21 protein-coding genes are annotated in these 20,338 nt (G+C 60.5%); 10 read left to right on the forward strand and 11 right to left on the reverse strand.

Annotated elements, in window-relative coordinates; genetic code table 11:
• Positions 1-44 precede the first annotated feature (44 nt).
• Positions 45-1,397 (reverse strand): membrane-bound lytic murein transglycosylase MltF, encoded by a 1,353-nt coding sequence (gene mltF, locus AAF659_RS03125; protein ID WP_349750235.1) that lies wholly within the window; start codon positions 1,395-1,397, stop codon positions 45-47.
• 165 nt (positions 1,398-1,562) lie between these two features.
• Here mltF and AAF659_RS03130 point away from each other — a divergent pair, with 165 nt between their 5' ends.
• The 4 genes from AAF659_RS03130 to AAF659_RS03145 all read left to right on the forward strand — a co-directional run bounded on the left by AAF659_RS03130 (position 1,563) and on the right by AAF659_RS03145 (position 4,754).
• Complete coding sequence (locus tag AAF659_RS03130; protein ID WP_349750236.1) at positions 1,563-2,069, forward strand: DUF2244 domain-containing protein; 507 nt, start codon at positions 1,563-1,565, stop codon at positions 2,067-2,069.
• A gap of 57 nt (positions 2,070-2,126) precedes the next feature.
• On the forward strand, positions 2,127-3,872 hold the full coding sequence (gene ycaO, locus AAF659_RS03135) for a 30S ribosomal protein S12 methylthiotransferase accessory factor YcaO (RefSeq protein ID WP_349750237.1): 1,746 nt from the start codon (positions 2,127-2,129) through the stop codon (positions 3,870-3,872).
• A gap of 51 nt (positions 3,873-3,923) precedes the next feature.
• Positions 3,924-4,082 (forward strand): YqaE/Pmp3 family membrane protein, encoded by a 159-nt coding sequence (locus tag AAF659_RS03140; protein ID WP_349750238.1) that lies wholly within the window; start codon positions 3,924-3,926, stop codon positions 4,080-4,082.
• A 99-nt stretch (positions 4,083-4,181) separates the two neighbouring features.
• Positions 4,182-4,754 carry an NnrU family protein gene (locus AAF659_RS03145; protein WP_349750239.1) on the forward strand — a complete coding sequence of 191 codons (573 nt, stop codon included), beginning with the start codon at positions 4,182-4,184 and terminating at the stop codon, positions 4,752-4,754.
• 16 nt (positions 4,755-4,770) lie between these two features.
• On the opposite strand, the gene AAF659_RS03150 is transcribed toward AAF659_RS03145, so the two are convergent.
• Complete coding sequence (locus AAF659_RS03150) at positions 4,771-5,169, reverse strand: glutaredoxin family protein (protein WP_349750240.1); 399 nt, start codon at positions 5,167-5,169, stop codon at positions 4,771-4,773.
• A gap of 128 nt (positions 5,170-5,297) precedes the next feature.
• On the opposite strand from AAF659_RS03150, the gene modA reads away from it, so the two are divergent.
• From modA to modC, 3 genes are read left to right on the forward strand one after another with little or no spacing between them, the layout of a single operon-like run.
• Positions 5,298-6,053: a molybdate ABC transporter substrate-binding protein gene (gene modA, locus AAF659_RS03155; RefSeq protein ID WP_349750241.1), complete on the forward strand. Its 756-nt coding sequence runs from the start codon at positions 5,298-5,300 to the stop codon at positions 6,051-6,053.
• The gene (modB, locus tag AAF659_RS03160) at positions 6,050-6,733 is read left to right on the forward strand and encodes a molybdate ABC transporter permease subunit (protein WP_349750242.1); all 684 of its coding nucleotides are present in this window, start codon (positions 6,050-6,052) and stop codon (positions 6,731-6,733) included. Before modA ends, modB begins: the two co-directional genes overlap by 4 nt.
• A 2-nt stretch (positions 6,734-6,735) precedes the next feature.
• Complete coding sequence (modC, locus tag AAF659_RS03165) at positions 6,736-7,797, forward strand: molybdenum ABC transporter ATP-binding protein (RefSeq protein ID WP_349750745.1); 1,062 nt, start codon at positions 6,736-6,738, stop codon at positions 7,795-7,797.
• Positions 7,798-7,834: 37 nt separating this feature from the next.
• On the opposite strand, the gene amrA is transcribed toward modC, so the two are convergent.
• A complete protein-coding gene (amrA, locus tag AAF659_RS03170; RefSeq protein WP_349750243.1) occupies positions 7,835-8,422 on the reverse strand; it encodes an AmmeMemoRadiSam system protein A in 588 nt (195 codons plus the stop codon).
• Positions 8,409-9,203: an AmmeMemoRadiSam system protein B gene (amrB, locus tag AAF659_RS03175; RefSeq protein ID WP_349750244.1), complete on the reverse strand. Its 795-nt coding sequence runs from the start codon at positions 9,201-9,203 to the stop codon at positions 8,409-8,411. Before amrB ends, amrA begins: the two co-directional genes overlap by 14 nt.
• A 128-nt stretch (positions 9,204-9,331) precedes the next feature.
• Between amrB and amrS the strand changes: the two genes are divergently transcribed.
• The gene (gene amrS / locus AAF659_RS03180; RefSeq protein ID WP_349750245.1) at positions 9,332-10,426 is read left to right on the forward strand and encodes an AmmeMemoRadiSam system radical SAM enzyme; all 1,095 of its coding nucleotides are present in this window, start codon (positions 9,332-9,334) and stop codon (positions 10,424-10,426) included.
• 168 nt (positions 10,427-10,594) lie between these two features.
• Here amrS and AAF659_RS03185 read toward each other — a convergent pair whose 3' ends face one another.
• A complete protein-coding gene (locus AAF659_RS03185; protein WP_349750246.1) occupies positions 10,595-11,794 on the reverse strand; it encodes a bifunctional alpha/beta hydrolase/OsmC family protein in 1,200 nt (399 codons plus the stop codon).
• Between the two features lie 59 nt (positions 11,795-11,853).
• Positions 11,854-12,036: a hypothetical protein gene (locus AAF659_RS03190; RefSeq protein WP_349750247.1), complete on the reverse strand. Its 183-nt coding sequence runs from the start codon at positions 12,034-12,036 to the stop codon at positions 11,854-11,856.
• A gap of 177 nt (positions 12,037-12,213) precedes the next feature.
• On the opposite strand from AAF659_RS03190, the gene AAF659_RS03195 reads away from it, so the two are divergent.
• Entirely contained in the window at positions 12,214-13,851 is a 1,638-nt protein-coding gene (locus tag AAF659_RS03195) for a methyl-accepting chemotaxis protein (protein ID WP_349750248.1), read from the forward strand.
• Positions 13,852-13,866: 15 nt separating this feature from the next.
• On the opposite strand, the gene AAF659_RS03200 is transcribed toward AAF659_RS03195, so the two are convergent.
• From AAF659_RS03200 to AAF659_RS15065, 5 genes are all read right to left on the reverse strand, one after another.
• On the reverse strand, positions 13,867-15,117 hold the full coding sequence (locus AAF659_RS03200; RefSeq protein ID WP_349750249.1) for a M20/M25/M40 family metallo-hydrolase: 1,251 nt from the start codon (positions 15,115-15,117) through the stop codon (positions 13,867-13,869).
• 71 nt (positions 15,118-15,188) lie between these two features.
• Positions 15,189-15,809, reverse strand: coding sequence for a nucleotidyltransferase family protein (locus tag AAF659_RS15060; RefSeq protein WP_502949183.1), 621 nt, complete (start codon positions 15,807-15,809; stop codon positions 15,189-15,191).
• A complete protein-coding gene (locus AAF659_RS03210) occupies positions 15,809-18,154 on the reverse strand; it encodes a xanthine dehydrogenase family protein molybdopterin-binding subunit (RefSeq protein WP_349750251.1) in 2,346 nt (781 codons plus the stop codon). The genes AAF659_RS15060 and AAF659_RS03210 overlap by 1 nt, the downstream gene beginning before the upstream one ends.
• A 2-nt stretch (positions 18,155-18,156) precedes the next feature.
• Positions 18,157-18,624, reverse strand: a complete 468-nt coding sequence (locus AAF659_RS03215; protein ID WP_349750252.1) for a (2Fe-2S)-binding protein — start codon at positions 18,622-18,624, stop codon at positions 18,157-18,159.
• A 131-nt stretch (positions 18,625-18,755) separates the two neighbouring features.
• Complete coding sequence (locus AAF659_RS15065; RefSeq protein WP_502949184.1) at positions 18,756-19,097, reverse strand: sodium/glutamate symporter; 342 nt, start codon at positions 19,095-19,097, stop codon at positions 18,756-18,758.
• 271 nt (positions 19,098-19,368) lie between these two features.
• Between AAF659_RS15065 and AAF659_RS03220 the strand changes: the two genes are divergently transcribed.
• The gene (locus tag AAF659_RS03220) at positions 19,369-20,283 is read left to right on the forward strand and encodes a glutathione S-transferase family protein (RefSeq protein WP_349750253.1); all 915 of its coding nucleotides are present in this window, start codon (positions 19,369-19,371) and stop codon (positions 20,281-20,283) included.
• The last annotated feature ends 55 nt before the right edge of the window (positions 20,284-20,338 follow it).

Here is a 20,338-nt window from a genome sequence, read left to right on the forward strand (position 1 = left end):
TCAGCCTGCCAGGGGTGTAACCATTACATCGCTGACTATCGGTGTCATTCAAATTCCTTACTGATGACGTCCCGATAATTACGGATCCGTTGAACATAGTGGACGGGCTCATAGCCTCTGGCATAGCCATAGCGGGTACTGGGGTAATAGCGTTTATCAGCCTTGAGCGGCAGCACCTGGCGCATGTGTTCCCAGGAATCGGGGTTCTTGTTCAGGTTTCTTGCCAGCTGACGCGCATCCAGCAGGTGCCCGCGGCCGATGTTGTAACTGGCGAGGGCCAGGAAGGTCCTGTCCGGCTCGGGAATCGTTTCCGGCAGGCGGGCATGGCGGTCCGCGAGGTAGCGGGCGCCGCCGTCGATGGCCTGTTCCGGGTCAAGCCGGTTCTTAACTCCCAGTGATCCGGCCGTGCGCCGTGTCAGCATCATGATGCCGCGCACCCCAGTGGGGGACACAGCGCTGGGATCCCAGTGCGATTCCTGGTAGGCGAGGGCGGCAAGCAGGTCGGCCGGCATGCCGGTTTTCTTTTCCGCTCTCACAAAGTGCTTGCGGAACTCCGGGAGGCGCTCATCAATGCGCCGGTTCAGAGCTCGCAGATCAACAAAATCGAATTCCCCGATGTAGGAATAGTACTTGTTTTCCATGGCCGTAATGGCTTCGTCGCCAGCGCGACTGTTCATCCACTCGCGCGCAATCCCTGCCAGTTCATCGGCACCCGTGGGGAGATACCACCCGAGGTTCTGCCCCTGGGTCAGGTTCATGGCAACCTCCAGGTGGGGCCAGTGCCGGCGGGTAACCTGAACGATGTTCGCATCCGCAACGGTGCAGTCGAACTGTTGTTCGGCAACCTGCGACAACAGAACTTCCGTGGTTAGCTTGCTGTTGCTGAAGGTGATGCCCTCGTGCTCCACCGCCAGTTCGTTGAGCGTTTCCACATAGCTGGAGCTGTCAGTCACTCGGATATCCATGCCCGTCATATCTTCCGGCAGGCGGGGTAGGGGGCGGCCTTCGCGGTGACATACGAGCTGTTCCGTTACCTCGCTGTGGGCCGGGCCCCGGGTAAAGCGTTCGTTGCGCGAGGCGCGATGGGTGAGCCCTGCCGCCGCCAGGTGGGTAGTGCCTTTCTCAAGCGCTTCGATGACGTCGGCTGTAGAGTTGTGCATGGTCCACTCCACATCCCAGCCCTGAGCTTCAGCGAATTCGTTGACAAGGTCGTACTCTGGCCCCATCGGCTGTTTGTGGCGGTTCAGATAATAGGTGGTAGCGCCATTCCGGGTGGCTACCTTGAGGACTCCTTCCTCCGCTACGGACTCCATCGAGACAGGCGCCTGGGAACTGCCTCCACAGGCGGTTAGCAGGGTGGCAGCTAGGAGCAGCACCAGTGTGGAATGCAAGCGCATCCGGGACTCCGTTATCATTAATTCAGCCTTATCATGGATGAGAATAGTGTACGAACCAATGGTGATCCCGGATTGCAGCCGGTGATCTGGACTTCTGTGGAGTGGTAGCCCCGAACAGCTTCTGTCGTTAGATTGGTGAGCAGTACTGAGTAATTCGGTGACATTATGGTGGAGTATCTGGATTACGATGAAGGCAGGGCTCTGCGCCTGACGCCCAATCGTTCCCTGAGCTGGCAGGGCAACGTGATCTTTTTCGGGCTGATTGCTCTGGTAACGCTGATGGTGGCCATCGGCTGGTCCCTGGCAGGAGCCTGGATGGTCCTGCCATTCGCAGGGGTGGAGTTGGCCGTGGTCGCCTATGGGCTCTATTACACCTCGCGCCAGTGTCACCGCCAGGAGGTGGTGGTGCTTACCGCGGACACGGTGCGGCTGGAGAAGGGGGTCAACCGCAAAGAGTCGGAATGGACCCTACCCCGGCACTGGGCTCGCATCATCATGGAAATGCCGCGCCACGGGTTCGCCGTCCCCAGGTTGATGCTGGCGTATCACGACACTCGCGTCCCCCTGGCTGATTGTCTCAATCCGGCGGACCTGGAAGAGTTTCTGGGCGTAATGGAAGACGCCGGAGTTCGTGTTGAGCGCCATTACCCTGCCGGCGGCCGGTGGTTCTAGGGCAGTGGCGCGTGCGATAATCGGTGTTTTCCCGAAACGACCATCTGAGCCCCTTCCATGAGCAAAACCTATATCCCCGGCAAGGACCGAGCACTGGAGGATTCCATCCAGCGTATCGGCGATGCCGTCGCCAGTCTCGGCTTCAACATCGAACAGGCACGCTGGTTGAACCCGGCACCCTACATCTGGTCCGTACATATCCGGGACCGTGACTGCCCGCAGGTATTCGCCAACGGCAAGGGCGCTAACCGTGAGGCGGCACTTGCAAGCGCTTATGGCGAGTTGATCGAGCGTCTGTCGACCCGCTATCTCTGGGCGGATTTCATGCTGGATGCGGCAGGGCCGGAATATGGGTTTGTCCATCAGGCGGAAGAGCGTTGGTTCCCTGCTGAGGAATCGCAGCAGTGGCCACAAGGCCTCCTGGATGAGACCTGGCTGGAACGCTACATCCATCCACAGGCCATTACCCCGGCGCAGATCCAGGATATGAACGGTGGCGGCACCGGGTGGGGCCTTTGTGCGCTGCCCTACACACGTCAGAGCGATGGCGAAACAATTTATGTGCCGGTGAACATGATTGCCAACCTGTTTGTCTCCAACGGCATGAGTGCCGGCAACAACCGGGATGAAGCCATCGTGCAGGGGCTGTCTGAGCTGTTTGAGCGTGGCATTAAAGAGCGCATCATCAGTGAGGCGATAACACTGCCTGAGGTGCCTTCAGAGGTGATTGATCGCTACCCTCACATTCGTGAAGGCATGGAGGCGCTGCGCAACGAGGGCTTTGGTATCCGCGCACTGGACGGCTCGCTGGGTGGCAAGTACCCGGTGATGTGTGTGCTCCTGAAACACCCGGACGGCGGGGTCTATGCGTCATTCGGGGCCCATCCGACTTTCCAGGTGGCGCTGGAGCGCTCCCTGACCGAGCTTCTTCAGGGCCGGGCAGTGGACGAGCTGGGCGGCTTCCCCGCGCCCACCGCGGATATGGAACTGGTGAACGAGCCCCATAATCTCGAGCTTCATTTCATCGACTCCAGCGGTTACGTGTCCTGGGCCATGGTGGGAGACGAACCGGACGTGGCCTTCTATGACTGGGATGCCAATAGCCCCTGGGCCCGTGAAAATGCGACGGCGCACGCTCAGATGCTGCAGCAGTTGGCGGATGAGGGGTATGAGGTCTACATCTCTGAGCATACCCAGCTGGGCGCCTATGCCTGCCGCATTCTGGTGCCCGGATTCTCGGATATCTACCTGCCGGACGAGCTGTTGCTGCAGAACAACAACGCCTGTCTCCCCATACGGCCACTGCTCTTTGATCTGGAGGCGGCAGGTGAGGACGGCTGGCGCCGGATCCTTGAGGTGATTGATGATCAGCACGTCAACGATCAGATCCGGGTCTTCGAGTGGGCCGGCATTGTCGGCAAGACTGGCCCCTGGGGGCGGCTGCGCATGGGCGAGTTCCGGGTCTGGCTGCTGCTGGCACTGGGCGAGCGCGAGGAAGCGCTGGAAGCCCTGCCTTCGATCCTCGCCTCGGGCGATCTCAGCGACCAGGAGCGGGCCGCCTTTGAGGCGCTGTATCAGGTTCTGGAGCTGGATCTGTGCACGGATGATGCCACGCCCTATGAGCGGGCTCTTCACTTCTATCATGGTAATGAGCTGGTCAGTCAGGCGCGACGCTGGGCCCGGGGAGAGGAACGGTTTCCAGGACTTGAGCGGTTGGCGCCGGAAGCGCCGACGGAGGGGCATCGACGTTTGATGGAAGCGTATCGCAAAGTGTTGGATGGGCAGCAGGCCGCCATGGCATAGAAGAGTGGGACGGGGTCCCGCTTCAGTGATTGTTTACAGGAGTGATTACGCATGGACATTGTACGTCTCATTCTTTCCATACTGCTGCCACCACTGGGCGTGTTCTTCCAGGTCGGGCTCGGGCTTCAGTTCTGGATCAATATCGTGCTGACCCTTTTCGGTTACCTTCCGGGGGTCATCCACGCGGTCTATATCATCGCGCGGCGGTAGCATCCACAGGCGCAACCGTGCATCAGGGGGTTGCGGATGCTGTGTTTGAGGGTAGGGTGTTTACTGCCAACCAATTGAACAGCAACAAGGAATGGATTCATGGCGCTACTTCTGCTCGGCCTGGTACTCTTTCTGGGCATTCACTCACTGTCGATAGTGGCTCCGGCTCAACGCGACGCCATGGCGCGAAGTCTCGGAGAATGGCCCTTCAAGGGCATTTACTCGGTCATAGCGATCATCGGCCTTGTGCTCATCGTCAAAGGCTATGGCACCGCGCGCATGGACCCGGTGGTGCTTTACACAACGCCGGCCTGGACGTCCCACATCACCATGCTGCTGATGCTGGTCGCGTTTCCCATGTTCATCGCAACCTATTTTCCCGGCAAGATCAGCAGCACGCTGAAGCATCCCATGCTGGTGGCGGTGAAAGCCTGGGCGCTCGGTCACCTTCTGGCCAACGGCACGCTGGCGGATGTGCTTCTGTTCGGCGGCTTCCTGGCGTGGGCCGTGGTTGACCGCATATCGCTCAAACGCCGTACGCCACGGCCCATCCCCCGCCTGCCGGCATCGCGCTTCAACGATGCGATCGTGATCGTGCTGGGCCTGACGATCTATGTGGTCTTCACAATCTGGCTGCATCCAGCGTGGATCGGGGTGGCCGTCGTCGGCTGATGCGCCACCAGGGCCATCAGCTTGATGCAGGTTCGAACTGTTCCCGCAGCCAGGCATTGATATCATCGGATTCGTAAAGCCACTGCTGTTCGCCATTGTCGTGCTCAATCAACAGGCAGGGCACCTTGACCCAGCCACCGCCGGCTTCAAGGGCGGCCCTGTGGTCCGGGTCGTTCTGGGCATCCCGGGTTTCAACAGGCAGCCCCAGGCGTGACATTTCCTTGCGCACTTTGATACAGAAGGGGCAGGCGTTGAACTGGTAAAGTGCCAGGTTGCTGGCGGCGCGTTCGACGCGCGCCTGCTCTTCGGCGCTACGGGAGACCGCCTTGGGGGTAGTCAGCTTCTCACTGATCAGTACGGCCGGGGTAAGGATCAGGCGGAGTGTACGGAAGAAATAGCGGATAATGACGCGCATAAAAAGCCTTGTTGGTTGAGAAGTAATCGCCTCCGGAATGGGCGACAGCGTACCATTTCTGACACGGTGCGTGAGAGTCGCGTCTGGTAGACTTAACTCAGCAGTCCGCATTACTAGGAGAAGTAGCATTGCCTCGTCCTGATCGAGTGCTGATGTGGTTGAGTATCGTGTTGCTTGTCGGCGGGTCAGTCCCGCTTGGAGCGGACGAGATCCGGGTTGCTGTGGCCAGTAACGTTGCGAAGGCGGCCAAAGTCCTGGCGCAGCGTTTCGAGGCAGCTACCGAGCACACCGTCGTCCTGGCATCAGGCTCAACCGGCAAGCACTACGCGCAGATCCGCAATGGCGCCCCTTTCCAGGCCTTTCTGGCGGCGGATGTGGAAAGACCCCGGCAGCTGGAAGAAAAGGGCATTGCTGTTGCGGGCAGCCGATTCACGTACGCGCGGGGTACGCTTGCTCTCTGGAGTCCAGAGTCTGGGTACGTGGATGCGCAGGGGCAGGTTCTCCAGACTGGCGATTACCGCTACCTGGCGCTTGCCAACCCCAGACTTGCGCCCTATGGACAGGCTGCGCGGCAGGTGCTTGAAACGCGCGGTCTCTGGGCATCTACGCAAGGGCGTCGCGTGATGGGTGAAAACATTGCCCAGACGTTTCAGTTCGTCCAGACGGGCAACGCCCGGCTCGGTTTTGTCGCCACCTCCCAGCTGAAAGCGATGGACGCTTCGAACAAGGGCTCGCAATGGCGCGTACCGGAGTCACTCCATGAACCGATTGAGCAGCAGGCGATTCTGATCGAGGCGAATCAGGCCGCCAGGGCGTTTCTGGCGTTTGTGGGGGGTGAAAACGGCCGCGCTGTTTTTCGGGAATTCGGGTATGAGGTGCCATGATCCTGACCGAGGCTGACCTGACTGCGCTCTGGCTCACGCTGAAGCTTGCGAGCGTCAGCACCCTGATTCTGCTGGTTCTGGGCACCCCACTTGCCTGGTGGCTGGCGCGCACCCGTTGGCGTTTCCGGTTCGTGGTTGAGGCAATGGTAGCGCTGCCACTGGTTCTGCCGCCCACAGTACTGGGCTTCTACCTGCTGATTGCGCTCGGGCCCGACGGCCCCATCGGTAGCCTCATGCAATCGCTGGGCGGCCAGCCGCTGGCATTCACCTTTGCGGGTCTGGTGGTCGGCTCGGTGGTTTATTCGCTGCCGTTTGTGGTTCAGCCGTTGCAGAACGCGTTCTCTGCAGTCGGGCATAGGCCCATGGAGGTGGCTGCCACACTGCGTGCCTCACCGCTGGACCGATTTTTCACCGTGGCGGTGCCTCTGGCCGCGCCCGGTTTTCTGACGGCGGGTGTCCTCGGTTTTGCCCACACACTGGGGGAATTCGGCGTGGTGCTGATGATCGGCGGCAATATTCCCGGCAGTACCCAGGTGGTGTCCATCGCCGTGTATGACCATGTGGAAGCACTGGATTACGCCAACGCACACTGGCTTTCGGGCGGCTTGCTGCTGATGTCGTTGCTGATGCTGATGGCGGTCTATGCGCTCAATCGGCGTTTTCTGGTGGTGCGGCTGTGACTATGGAATTGGCGTTCCGCCTCGACCGCGGCGATTTCAGCCTGGATCTGACCCTGGCGTTGCCTGGGAGCGGCGTGAGCGCGGTTTTCGGTCCCTCAGGCTGTGGCAAGACCACGTTGTTACGCGCCATCGCCGGGTTAGAGCCGGGTGTGTCCGGGCATCTGCGTGTGGATGGCCATACCTGGCAGGACGCCACCACGTTTCGCCCCCCGCATCGGCGTCCGGTTGGCTATGTATTCCAGGAGCCCAGCCTGTTTCCGCACCTGAGCGTGGCCGGCAATCTGCGCTACGGCCTTCGCCGGCGTGCACGCCTCGCGGGTCAGCATCGGCTGGAGCAGGCGGTTGAGCTGCTGGGTATCGCTCACTTGCTGGAACGTCGCCCGTATCAACTTTCCGGTGGTGAGCAGCAGCGTGTTGCCATAGCCCGGGCTCTGGCGGTTGAGCCTGCCGTTTTGCTGTTAGACGAACCTCTGTCCGGCCTGGACGACGAGCGCCGGCTTGAGATCCTTCCGTATCTGGAGCGCCTGCATCGCGAGCTGGCCATTCCCATGCTGTACGTCAGTCATTCCCGGGAGGAGGTGGCGCGGCTGGCGGATCATCTCGTGCTGATGGAGGCCGGGCGCGTTCAGGCGGAAGGGGGCCTGAACGAGGTGCTGACTTGCCTGGACCTTCCGATTGCCGGCCAGCCGGGTGCGGAGACTGTCATTGAAGGCGTTGTGGCATATTACGACGCCGCGGACGGAGTCGTGCAGGTGGATTCCGTCGCAGGTCCCATGCAGGCGGTGCTGGGGCCGCTGGAATCCGGTCAGCCGGTAAGGCTTCAGATCCGGGCACGGGATGTGAGCGTGGCGCTTGTGCCGCCCCAGGCCAGCAGCATCCTGAACGTGATGCCGGCACGACTTGAGGCGGTTGCCGAGCAGGCAGGTGGCCATGCCATGCTCCGGCTGAGCGTGGGGGAAACAGTCCTTCTCGCCCGGGTGAGCCGCCGTTCCGTACGGGAACTGAATCTGGTGCCGGGCATGGACGTTTACGCGCAGGTGAAGAGTGTGGCGCTTCTGGGTTAGACTCGGCAGAAGAGCGTTTTGCCTTTATGGCGCCGATTCAGCTTTCATATTCACCGAAGGACTCTGTGTGGTAGCGCCGGATGGTCAGTGTTGGCGACCAGTAATCCGGAGGCAGTCCGGCCTTACGCTTGAGCTGGCGCACGAAGTCCAGGGGCTCGGGCAGTGACTCCCAGACCGTGGGTAGGAAGGTTCCCCGATAGGCCCCTTCCTCGAGGATGAGTCCATCCTCGCCGGGCTTTATATTTGCCAGCAGTTCCGCCTCGGAGGTGACTGGCAGGGCTTGCGGCGTCGAGAGTATCGAAAGCGCCACCAACACCTTCTCAAATTCGTCCGCTGCCAGCGGCGGGAAGCGCGGGTCCCTGAAAGCGGCGGCATGGGCATGTTCCGCTACATCTGCCACCAGTGGTTGATGCGCCTGTAGGGTCCCGATACACCCTCGCAGACTGCCATCAAGGCGATTCAGAGTGACAAAACTAGCCCCGTTTTGCTGCAGTACCTCGGGCCATTGCTGCGGATCAACCGCCAGGGCGTGGCCGCTGTCAAGTCCCTCCCGGATGCTGTCCCGGCCCAGTGTCAGCAGCATCTGCCGGTTTGCAGGCGTGATCGAGGTTTCAGTTGAAGACATAAGCGCCATACCCTACAACGCTGTCTTTTGAGGCTCCGGCATCCGCTGAGTTGCGCCGATCCAGGATGCGGCCCTCCAGCCCTTTCTGACGGGCTAGCCACAGCAGGCCGTTGATCGGGTGGCGACCGCAGGCATCGCCATCGCGGACTTCCTCGTAAGCCAGGTTCTCAATGGCCTCGGAGGTGGACCTGTCCCGTCGCACGGCGCTGTCGTAATCCATGAAGTGGCTCAGATCCGAGCTGATGGCGATCAGCGTCTCGGGACCGCCCCATAAGGAATCCAGCAGTGTGCCCACATCCTCTGGCGAGGCTTCGCCCACTACCAGAGGCACAACGCTGAAATCGTCCAGAAGTGCCTGCAGGAACGGTAGATGCACCTCAAGGCCGTGTTCGCGCTTATGGGCATCGTCCCGATAGACCACATCCGACCGTTGCGCTACCAGTTCAGCCTGCGTCCCCTGATCAACCCGCACATTGCCCATAGGCGTTGCGAAAAACTCCGCCCTGCTGGCCGCGACCCCGAGGAAGGGGACTCGATGGCTCGGGCCGAGCAGGATGACCCGCGTGATGCGGTCCGCGATAGCGCGCACCGGTGCGTACGCCTCGCCTGCTACCGCCCCTGAGAACGGGTAACCGGCGTGAGGGGCGATCAGTGCCTTGGGCGGTGGCGTTTCCTGGGTGCCCGCCTGATCTAGGTAGCCGGCTACTTGCTGCTGAAGCACGTCGCGCTCTGCTGGGTAGAAGAGCCCTGAAACCGCTGGTGGCCGAACCGTATGTTCCATGCTGCACCTCCTCGGGATCTGCATTCTATTGCCAATATGGGGGCGGTCCAGGCCATCCACAAGGCTGTTCAATGCCCTCGATGGGCCCCTATACTCGAAGTATAACGCCAGTACCGGGAGGTGAAACCATGGGTGTTACGATTTCCAGCGACCGTTTCCCGACGGCCTATTGGCACCAGCTGGACGATGGCCGTATCCAGTGTGATCTGTGTCCTCGCGCCTGCAAGCTGAAGGAAGGCCAGCAGGGTTTGTGCTTTGTGCGCGCCCGCCATGATGATCAGATCGTGCTGACCACCTATGGCCGTTCCAGTGGGTTCTGTGTGGACCCGATCGAGAAGAAGCCCCTGAATCACTATCTGCCGGGAAGCTCGGTTCTGTCTTTCGGCACTGCCGGCTGCAACCTGTTCTGCAAGTTCTGCCAGAACTGGGATATGAGCAAGTCCCGCGAGATGGATACGCTGGCGGACCAGGCGGAGCCGGAGACCATCGCACGGGCTGCCGAGGACCTGGGCTGTCGCAGCATCGCCTTCACCTACAATGATCCGATCATCTTTCACGAATACGCGATTGATGTGGCCCAGGCCTGCCATGAGCGTGGCATCAAGGCGGTGGCGGTAACGGCTGGCTACATCTGTGACGAGCCGCGCCGTGAGTTCTTCCGGCATATGGATGCGGTTAATTTCGACCTTAAGGCGTTTACTGAGCGTTTTTACCGCAAGATAACGGGCAGCGCGCTTCAGCCGGTGCTGGATACGATTGAATACGTGCACAAAGAGACGGACGTGTGGTTTGAGCTGACCAATCTGTTGATTCCCGGGGAAAACGATTCCAGCGAGGAAATCGAGCAGATGAGCCAGTGGGTGGTTGAGCATCTGGGGCCGGATATTCCGATGCATTTCACGGCATTCCATCCGGATTTCAAGATGATGGATTACCCCTCGACGCCGCCCGAGACGCTGGCGCGGGCTCGGGAAATCGCCATGCACAATGGCGTCCGTTATGCGTATACGGGTAATGTGCACGACGAGGTGGGCGGTAGCACCTACTGTCACCATTGCGGGCAAAAGCTGATTGGGCGTGACTGGTTTGTGCTCAGTGACTGGAATCTGACGGCCAACGGTCACTGCACGAACTGCGGTACCCAGTGTGCCGGGGTGTTTGATGGGGATCCCGGACGTTGGGGTGCCAGGCGGGTTCCGGTTCGGCTGGCAGAGTGGCGTTAGCGACACCCATCAGGTCTGAATAGGGGAGGCGGGTAACGCTCGGAGGGAAGCCCGGTCGCCAGGGATGGCGACCGGGCAGCGTCCATGGATGGATTCATAGCGATTCCCGGAGAGCGTTACCCGCCTCCCCTCCCACCAAAGCCTCTCATTCCTGAGACACATCTGGACTTACTCGACCAACTCGTCGTGCATCCGGATCTCGTTGTTGAGGGTCTGGTGCACTGGGCAGCGGCCGGCGATCTGGAACATGCGCTGGCGTTGCTCTTCGGTTACGTCACCCTCGATGGCGATGTGGCGCACCAGCTCATCCACCTTCCCGGATTCCGTCTCACACGCTTCGCAGTCTTGCGCGTGGATCTTGCGATGGGAAACCTCGCAGGTGACGCGCTCCACCGCCAGTTCCTTATGGCGCGCATACATGTTGATGGTCATGACGGTACAAGTGCCCAGTGACGATGCCAGTAGTCCGTAAGGGTCGGGCCCGCTGTCAGTACCACCGTTGCTCTTGGGTTCGTCCGCTACCAGTTCATGCGGACCAGCCTGTATACGGCACAGGAAACCGTCCTCGGTGCGGCCGGTAACGCGCGCGCCTTCCGGGGCAGGTGTGGTTTCAGGCTCCAGGAAGCGGGCGGCCCAGGCGGAGACGACCTGGGCGACGTACTGGGCGTCTGCCCGGCGCGAGAGCAGGTGGTCCGCGTCGTCCAGGCTGATGAAGCTCTTGGGGTGCAGGGCGGCGGTGTAGATCTGCTCGGCGTTGTCGATGCTTACGGTGCGGTCATGCGGCGCGTGCATCACCAGCAGGGCACGCCTCAGGTTGTGGAGTCGGTCAGTAAGGTTGTGATTGCGGGCATCGTCGATAAAGTCCTTGCGGATGCGGAAAGGACGGCCGGCCAGGTCGACTTCCGCACTGCCGTTTTCCTCGATGCGCTCCAGGTCTTTGCCGAACTGTTTGAGCACGTGATCCGGGCTTGCCGGGGCGCCAATGGTGGCGATGGCGCGCACACTGTCGAGGCGTTCGGCAACGGCAAGGGCGGCGGAGCCGCCCAGGGAGTGGCCAACCAGGAGCTGGGGGGCGGCGTAGTGCTCGCTGAGCCAGCTGGCGGCGTCTTCGAGGTCGTCGAGATTACTGGAGAAATTGGTTTCCGTGAATTCGCCCTCGCTTTCCCCCAGTCCGGTGAAATCGAATCGCAGTACCGCAAAGCCGGCGCCGGCGAGTGCGGCGGTGATGGTGCGCGCCGCGCGCACCTGGCTGCCGCAGGTGAAACAGTGGGCGAAGATAGCCGTGGCCTGCCAGATCCCGCCCGGCGGTAACTCGATGGTGCCCTTGAGGGTGAGGCCGTTGCGGCACTGGAATTCGATGGTGGGCATGGAGGAACTCCTTGCAGATCCGGAATGGTCCCGCAGGGGGCACATCTACCTGTTATGCATCAGGCGGTGGCCGGACTTGGCTGCGGGATGTATTTACGTCCATATAAGGTTAACAGAAAGCCGAAGAAGAACATCAGTACGCCATAAACCGCTGAAGGCATCGACATAGTCTCGAATTCCAGCAGGTTAAGCGTGACCAACAGGCCGATGCTACCGTTTTTGTTACCCAGCTCCACTGCCAAAAGCCAATTCTCACGGCTGGAGGGTTTGGTAACAGAGTGCTTTGTGATGCGTGGGCGTATCCTGAAGCGTAAGTACAAAGCGTTACGCGGTACTGTAATCGATTCAAGATACCGGGCCGTAGATTACTGTTAGTTCAAAGATGTATATTAAGACGCTAAAACGCTGGAGATCGCTCAATGAAGTTCAATCTGACCATGGCGCAGCGCCTGAGTCTGGGGTTTGGTGCCGTCGTCGCTCTGATGTTGGTGATTGCCGTAATAGGCGTCATGCGGGTGAATTTTATTGATCGCACCCTGACTTCTGTGAACGACGGCGCTTCTCCGAAGCAGCGCCAAGCAATCAATTTTCGAGGTAGTGTGCATGACCGCGCGATTGCTATTAGGGATGCTGTGCTTGTTCGGAACGATTCGGCGCTTGAAAAGCACTTGGCTGACATTCGTGAACTCAAGAATTACTACGCCGAATCGGCCAGTACCATGGAAAAACTGTTTGCTGAGACGAAAACTACCGATCAGGAGCGGGCGCTTCTGAAGCGTATTCAGGACATACAGGAACGTGCGTTGGACGTGACCGCGACGGTGCTGGATCAACGTCAGTCAGGAAACCTGGAGCAGGCGCGACAGTTCCTGCTTGATGAGGTCTCGCCCGCTTATTCGGAGTGGCTCAAGCGCGTTAACGCGTTCATTGACCACCAGGAAGAGCTTATCCGCGCCGATGTTGGGGCGGTCCGTGAAACGGCTCATGGCTTCCAGTTCTTTATCTTCGCTGTTACGGGGTTTGCGCTGGTGGTGAGCGTTTTAGTGGCTGTGATGATCATCCGTAATCTCAAGGCAATACTTGGCGGCGAACCCTCTGACGTGTCGCAGGCTATCCAGGGGCTTGCTGAGGGCAAGTTGGATCAGTCAATTGTCACCAATTACCCCAATAGTGTGATGGGAACGTTGAGTACCACATTGCAACGGATTGCGGAGATTATCAGTGATGTGCGTACCACGGCTGACCAGCTGAACCAGTCCTCCGCTCATCTGAGTGAGACATCAGACCGCAATAATGAGCAGATTCAGGTCCAGTCGAATGAGGCTGAGCAGATGGCGGCGGCGGTGAATGAAATGGCGGCTTCTGTGGAGGAAGTTGCCAGTAACGCCTCTAATGCCGCTGGCGCGACCCAGAATGCCGATCACGAGGTTGAAAGCGGCAATAGTGTTGTTCAGGCAACAGCCTCAAGCATGAACAATCTGGCCGAAACACTGGAAAATGCGGGACGTACCGTTGAGTCGGTATCCAGCGATAGCGCCGAGATCGAGAAAGTCACGCAGGTGATCAATGACATTGCGGACCAGACCAATCTCCTTGCTCTGAACGCGGCCATTGAGGCAGCCCGGGCGGGTGAGCATGGACGTGGCTTTGCGGTGGTCGCTGACGAAGTTCGGTCGCTGGCCTCGCGCACCCAGGAGTCCACTCAGGAGATTCGTGGTATGATCAACAAGCTTCAGGAAGGGGCGGCAAATGCGACCCAGGTGATGCAGACCAGTCGTGAGTTGGCTCAGAACACCGCGGAACAGACCAGTGAGGCGGAGTCAGCGCTGGCGCGGATCCGTAAGGAGATGGGCTCGATTAACGATATGAATGCCCAGATCGCCAGTGCTGCTGAGCAACAGAGTACAGCGGCCGAGGAGGTGAACCGCAACATCACCCGCATCCGCGATGCGACTGGCGAAACAGCTTCCGGCTCTGAGGAAGTGGCAAGATCCAGCCGGGATCTTGCCACTCTTGCGGATAACCTGACGGAGAAGGTTCGCTTCTTCCACGTCTGACGGGCGCCTTAAGCGTCAGGCGCCGGAGTCGCCGGGCTTGTCGCTGCCCTGATGGTCAAGCGCACTTGCCTGATCCAGGCGCGGATGATTATTCATGAACTCACGGTGAGGCTCGTCCAGCGTGTCGAGCTTCTGAAGCGTGCCCTTGATGGCATGGATGGCCGCCAGAACGTCCAGGGTGTTCCCGGATTCGGAAATTGTATGCATGTTCCGGATCGGGAAACCAATGGAGGTCGCCGCGCAATCAACGCTTGCTAGAACACCGGCCATGCCGTCAGTGCCGGTATCAGGGCCTACCACATCACGCTGGAAGGGTATTGCCTGCTCGCGCGCTGTGGTTTCGAAGAACCGATTGAGCTGCTCACTGGCGATGGCGCCCACAGACATGGTGAACCCTTTGCCCATCTCCTGTGGGTTCATGCGTCGGTCACCAATGCCGGGTGCCGCCTTGTAGTCGTGGTTTACGTCGACGCCGATCAGCGCATCAGGCTTGAGTTCACCCGCCATAACCCGGCTGCCCAGACGGCCGATCTCTTCATAGGTGGTCATAGTGTACAGGACACGGATGTTCTCGGTGCCGCCGGCTTCAGCCATCAGGCGTGCAACTTCCGCGGTGGTGAAGCAGCCCAGCCCGTTGTCCAGATAGGCACCATAGAATGTGTTGGGACTGAAGCCCTTGCGGATCGGGCGGTCGAGAAGGAGGGAGTCGCCCGGGCGAACCCCGAGATTCTCAATCTGCTGCTTCTTGTTGTCGCCGTGGATCTGTAGTTCCAGATACAGCTGTTCTTTCTTGATGCCCTTGTCGCCACTGCGGACGTTCGGGTCCGCGAAATGGATGGCGCCCAGTGCCTCAACTGTGCCGCCTTCAATCACGCGGTAGCTGCCGGGGTTTTCCGGATCCTCGCTGAACAGCTTCACTTCATGACCAATGAGCGTTGTCGGCAAGAAGGAGTCGCTGTTGATCCAGATCTTACCGTCGTCGCCAATGCTGCGTACTTGCATCCGGATCTTGTCGGCGTGGCCGATGATCATGACCTTGAACAGATCATCACGCCCCGGGTGGCTGTCCAGAACAACCCCGGCGTGGCCCTTGAACTGGTGAATGTGCCAGTCCTTTGGGGCTACGCGCTCAAGGTAGGGTTTGAGTACGCCATAGGTCATCGCCGCCTCGATGCCGATCGGGCTGGGCGCGGCCAGAATGTCGCGCATCAGCTCGAACTGATCGTCGGGCATGGGGGTGTTCCAGGGCTGATTCGATTCGGTCATCGGAGTTGTATTCCTCTGTTCCTGGTTTCGGATTACGGTCGGAAAGGATACCTCTTGATCCCGGCCCGTGGCTATACGCTTATGTCCCGGTCTGACGCCAGGGGGTAATCAATATCGGTGAGGACTCCAGGGTCATCCACGCAGACTGGGTGGTAACAGGCCTCATGCCTGCGCAGAACCTGGCGGCCTCCCTGGTCACCAGTCAACTGTGTCAGTTCCGGCCAGAAAGCACGGCCGAAAAAGACCGGGTGGCCGGGCCGACCCTGGTGCGTCGGACGCACGATACGGGATTCAGTGGCCTGGTGAACAAGGCTTGTAAGGGTGCCTTCTCGGATCCACGGCATATCGCCCAGGCAAATGGCGAGGGCCGCTGCTTTTTCCCCCTCAAGGGTGTGCACAGCATCCGCTATGCTGCTGCCCATACCAGTGCCCGCATTAGGGGCCCGGATAATCCGGGCAGCCTCGGGCAGCTCAAGGTCTGCCGCTGTGTCTCCGGTGCCGAGCACGATCCGAACATCACTGAAGCCTGTTTGCAGGCTCTCAACAGTTGTGGCCAGCAGCGTGCCCCCATCGGCAAGAGGCGCGAGGCGTTTGTCCCCATCGCCGAAACGCCGGGAGGCGCCAGCGGCCATCACGAGGGCAATCACTCCAGTGCCCTCAAGCCTGTTTCCGGGCGGAGGTTGAGCCGGCATCAGCCGGCCAGCTGGTCAGCCACAGGGAGCTGGCGGATGCGCTCGCCGGTGGCGGCATAAATGGCGTTGCACACCGCAGGCGCTACCGGTGGCAGGCCAGGCTCACCCGCACCGCCCATGGGCAGTTGCGGGTCGTTGTTCACCAGATGCGTGCGCACCTGCTCGGGCGCATGCGTCATGCGCGGCACGGTGTACTGGTGGAAGTTGTTCTCCTGCACCCGGCCATCCCGGAAGGTGATCTCGCTGTGCAGGGCAATGCCGATACCCATGACGCAGGCGCCTTCAAGCTGGGAGCGGATGCGTTCGGGGTTTACCTGGAAGCCGCAGTCAAAGGCGATATCGGCGTTGTGGATGGTTACGTTGCCGTTACTGCTCACTTCCGCGTCGATCACAATGGCGGTGTAGGACTGGAAGCTGTGGTGGAACGCCAGCCCCAGGCCCCGGCCTTTTGGCAGGTTACGTCCCCAATCCGCCTCAGCCGTCACTTTTTCGATCACGCCGCGCATTCGGCCAATGTCGATGGTGTAGACCGCAGGGTCCTCCCCGTAGTTCCACTTGTCACCAAAATGGCGGGGGTTGATCTGGCGCGCGGGGCCCAGCAGCTCCAGCAGGTAGTCCCGGTGGTCCTTTCCTGCCGCTTCTGCCATTTCAGCCGCAAAGCTCTGGATGGCGAATGCATGGGGTAGGTTGTAGACCGAGCGGAACCAGCCAATACGCGCATGGGACGTCGCCTCTGGATTCTCGAGCTGGATCGCGGGGATGTCGAACGGCATGGTGTTAAAGCCCATGCCCAGTTCGAACCCGCCCTTGTGTTCCGGATCCTCCTGGAAAAGAGAGGTAATGGTCGGGGACAGCGTGCGGTGACGCCAGCCGGTGGCCTTACCATTGGCGTCCAGACTGCCTTCGAACCGGTCCACAGAGAGAGCATGGAAATAGGCGTGGTGAACGTCATCCTCCCGGCTCCACTGAACCTTGACCGGCTGCCCTTCCATTGCCTTCGCCAGAAAGCCGGCTTCGAGTACATAGTCGGGTTTGGACTTGCGGCCAAAACCGCCCCCAAGAAGTGTCACGTTCAGGGTGACATTCGCCTTATCCAGCCCCAGGATGCCGGCCAGGCCCTCGCGGCCAGCGCGCGGGTTCTGGATCGGTGCCCAGGCTTGCGCCTTACCCTCTTTCAGTCGAACAACAGCCACCGGCGGCTCCATAGGCGCCTGAGCCATGTGCGGCATGTAATAGGTCGCGTTAAGCGTTTGCTCCGCACTGTTGAGAGCATTCTCAATATCGCCACTGCTGCGGATCACCTTACCCGGGGACTGGGCGGCTTCCTCGAGCGATCGACGATACTCGTCGGTGTTGTACCGGGCATTATCGCCCGCCGCATCGGTATTCCAATCAATCTTCAGGGCATCACGCCCCTGCATGGCGGCCCAGGTGTTGCTGGCGATCACCGCCACGCCGCCCATCGGCTTGAAACCGGCGGGCTCGCTGTTGGTGTCCAGAGTAACCACTTTTTTAACACCAGCCACTTTCAGGGTGTCGCTGTCATCAACGCTAGTAACCGTGGCGCCAAGTACCGGCGGCCTTGCGATCACGGCATGGACCATGTCGTCGAACTGGACGTCCGCGCCAAAGGTGGCGGTACCTTCAACAATGGCTTCGCCATCAATGGCCTTGGGGCGTTCAACGTTGGCGGCATCACGCCCACGCACTGGTCCGGCTTCCTGGCCGATATAGCGGTGGGCATCAATCGGTTTGAGCTGCAAGGTACTGCGCTCCGGTACATCCAGTTGCCGGGCTGGCTGTGCGAGGTCACCAAAGCCCAGAGTACGGCCGGAGGGGGTATGGATGACCTGATGCACACCCGTCTTGCAATCGGAAGCAGCAACACCCCATTCATTGGCAGCCGCCTGCACCAGCATCATCCTGGCGGAAGCGGCCGCGCGGCGCATGGGATCATACCAGTGGCGCATGCTGCGCGAGCCGTCGGTGTTCTGATTGCCATAGCGGTTCTGATCTGCCTGCGCCTGTTGGACGGCTACCCGGTCCCAATCGGCGCCGAGCTCGTCCGCTGCAACCATTACCAGGCTGGTCCGGATGCCCTGGCCCATTTCGGACCGGTGGTTGATGATGGTTACCGCGCCGTTGGGGTCGATCTGAATGAAGACATTGGGGTCATCCACCCAGCCACCGGGCATGCCGGCAGCGCCGTACTGTTTATCATCCTCGCTGGCCAGAGCCATGTCCCAGCGTGCCGCCAGAACCAGGGCACAAGCACCGGCCATGCCGCCAAGAAAGCGCCGGCGGCTGACGTTTGCGATCATCAGTGAATCGTCTTCCTGCGTCATGATCAGGCCTCCTCCTGCACCGCGTCGGCGGCTTGATGGATGGCGTGGCGGATGCGGTTATAGGTGCCACAGCGGCAGATGTTGCCGTTCATTGCGTCCTGGATTTCGGTCTCGGACGGGTCGTCGTTCTGTTTCAGCAGTGCCGTGGCACTCATGATCTGGCCCGCCTGGCAGTAACCGCACTGGGCCACTCCCAGATCGAGCCAGGCGTTCTGAACCTGCTGACCGATGGGGTCAGAGCTCATGGCCTCAATTGTGGTGATGTTGCCACCGGTCGCGTTGCCCACGGTCGTGGTGCATGAGCGGATCGCCTCGCCATCGAGGTGAACGGTGCAGGCGCCGCACAGCGCCATGCCGCACCCGTATTTGGTGCCCGTGAGCTGGACGATGTCGCGGATTGCCCAGAGCAGTGGCATGTTGTCCGGGACATCCAGCTCATGGTTGGTTCCGTTGATGGTCAATGTGGTCATGGCATTGTCTCCGCCGGTTGTATCGGTGTCTTTGCGGCGTGGAAAGAGACCGAGATTATCGCATCAGTATAGTCATGAGAACGAGCCTGAGCCCAGAAGCATTCGTATCAGGGTGGCATTGGCGATGTCGATCAGCAACGCACCTCACATGGATCAGGTAAGATGACGCAGTGCCCGGTGCTAGGCTGGCGACGCATGGTTCCGTTCCACCGGGTGCGAGTCCGTAGCGGCGGATAATTCAGGCCCCGACTGGCGCGTACCAGACCACCCAGTATCAGCCCGAAGGTGGCGAAGGACATCCCCAGCGTGCACGCATCAGAGAGGCCGGAATTATACGCGAAAAGCTGGCCCCAGGTGAGCGGTGTGCCATGGCCGCCGGCCAGTGAGATGCTGCCGCCCACGTGCCTGTAAAGCGGGCTCTGGCCGCTCAGCCAGGCCGAATAGCAGTGCGAGTGCGCGACCGTCGGCGGCACATTCTATCGGTGCAACATCCCGGTCCAGAGGTTGAGGCGAACACCAAGCCAGAGGGCCACGATGGCCAGTGCCAGCGTCACCGGTCTGCTGAGCGTCAGGAGTGAGGTGTCGGTTGCTGTTTCCGTAGGATTCAAGAATACGCCAGTCGCGGGTTCGGAGAACAGTCCGGCGTGCACAGTGACGCACTGGTGCCGGCGCGCGGGCCTGGCCTCGTCGGTGTGGATTGGCTAGGCTCGGGCTTCCTCAATCACGGACAGAAAAGGCATTGTCATGGCTGATCTGATACTCCATCACTACCCCATGTCACCGTTCTCGGAAAAGGTGCGAGCCATGCTTGGCTATGCTGGCCTCGGCTGGCAATCCGTAACGGTGCGCGAGATGCCGCCACGCCCGAATCTGGAAGCGTTGACCGGCGGTTACCGAAAGATTCCGGTGGCGCAGGATGGCGCGGACGTGTTCTGCGATACCCGCGTCATTGCCCGGGAGATCGCTGCACGGGGCAACCGGCCCGAACTGGTGCTGGAGCACAGCAGCGAGGCGGTGCAGGCCTTCGTCCGGGAAGCGGACCTGGAAATCTTTCTGGCCTGTGTCATTGGGTTCAGTGGGCCGGGGATGATGGTCAAGCTGGCGAAGCGTACGTCCACGCTCAACGCCCTGCGCTTTCTGAAGGACCGGGTATCAATCGGGCGCACCGCCAGGGTTTCCGCCATGAAACCGAAGCAGGCCCGGGCTAAGATCCGCGAGCATCTGGAGCGGCTGGAGGGCATGCTTGAGAGGGACTTTCTCTTCGGAGACACCCCCTGCATCGCCGACTTCTCGGCCTACCACGGGCTCTGGTATGTGAGGGATCTTGCGGAACATCTCGTAATGAAGGGGTATCCGAGCGTGAACGCCTGGATGGACCGGATCGAGGCGTTCGGCCACGGAGCGGCGCGCGAGCTGAGTCAGGAAACTGCGCTGGCGAAGGCCCGCGATGCGGAACCCCGACCGGTCAATATGAAAGGGGAAGACCCACTGCTGGGCAAGCAGGTATCCATTGCGCCCGACGACTACGCCCGGGATCCGGTCGTCGGCACCCTCGTGGCCTCCAGTGCGAATGAGAGTATCCTCAGGCTAGAGAATGATGATACGGGTGTGCTGCATCTGCACTTCCCGAAGGAAGGGTTCCGGGTCTGGGAGCCCTGATCATCGCAGTGTCACAGGGCGTTGATATCATCGGTTGCATGATGGTTGTGGATCA

This window comes from Salicola sp. Rm-C-2C1-2 (genome assembly GCF_040196175.1).
Classification (GTDB): Bacteria; Pseudomonadota; Gammaproteobacteria; order Pseudomonadales; family Oleiphilaceae; genus Halospina.

Coding starts and splice junctions, on each gene's coding strand:
- mltF (WP_349750235.1), bottom strand. CDS start 1,397: ATGCGCTTGCATTCCACACTGGTGCTGCTCCTAGCTGCCACCCTGCTA.
- AAF659_RS03130 (WP_349750236.1), top strand. CDS start 1,563: ATGGTGGAGTATCTGGATTACGATGAAGGCAGGGCTCTGCGCCTGACG.
- AAF659_RS03195 (WP_349750248.1), top strand. CDS start 12,214: ATGAAGTTCAATCTGACCATGGCGCAGCGCCTGAGTCTGGGGTTTGGT.
- amrA (WP_349750243.1), bottom strand. CDS start 8,422: ATGTCTTCAACTGAAACCTCGATCACGCCTGCAAACCGGCAGATGCTG.
- ycaO (WP_349750237.1), top strand. CDS start 2,127: ATGAGCAAAACCTATATCCCCGGCAAGGACCGAGCACTGGAGGATTCC.
- AAF659_RS03145 (WP_349750239.1), top strand. CDS start 4,182: ATGGCGCTACTTCTGCTCGGCCTGGTACTCTTTCTGGGCATTCACTCA.
- AAF659_RS03220 (WP_349750253.1), top strand. CDS start 19,369: ATGGCTGATCTGATACTCCATCACTACCCCATGTCACCGTTCTCGGAA.
- AAF659_RS15060 (WP_502949183.1), bottom strand. CDS start 15,809: ATGCCGGCTCAACCTCCGCCCGGAAACAGGCTTGAGGGCACTGGAGTG.
- modC (WP_349750745.1), top strand. CDS start 6,736: ATGGAATTGGCGTTCCGCCTCGACCGCGGCGATTTCAGCCTGGATCTG.
- AAF659_RS03215 (WP_349750252.1), bottom strand. CDS start 18,624: ATGACCACATTGACCATCAACGGAACCAACCATGAGCTGGATGTCCCG.
- AAF659_RS03200 (WP_349750249.1), bottom strand. CDS start 15,117: ATGACCGAATCGAATCAGCCCTGGAACACCCCCATGCCCGACGATCAG.
- AAF659_RS03150 (WP_349750240.1), bottom strand. CDS start 5,169: ATGCGCGTCATTATCCGCTATTTCTTCCGTACACTCCGCCTGATCCTT.
- AAF659_RS03140 (WP_349750238.1), top strand. CDS start 3,924: ATGGACATTGTACGTCTCATTCTTTCCATACTGCTGCCACCACTGGGC.
- amrS (WP_349750245.1), top strand. CDS start 9,332: ATGGGTGTTACGATTTCCAGCGACCGTTTCCCGACGGCCTATTGGCAC.
- amrB (WP_349750244.1), bottom strand. CDS start 9,203: ATGGAACATACGGTTCGGCCACCAGCGGTTTCAGGGCTCTTCTACCCA.
- modB (WP_349750242.1), top strand. CDS start 6,050: ATGATCCTGACCGAGGCTGACCTGACTGCGCTCTGGCTCACGCTGAAG.
- AAF659_RS03185 (WP_349750246.1), bottom strand. CDS start 11,794: ATGCCCACCATCGAATTCCAGTGCCGCAACGGCCTCACCCTCAAGGGC.
- AAF659_RS03210 (WP_349750251.1), bottom strand. CDS start 18,154: ATGACGCAGGAAGACGATTCACTGATGATCGCAAACGTCAGCCGCCGG.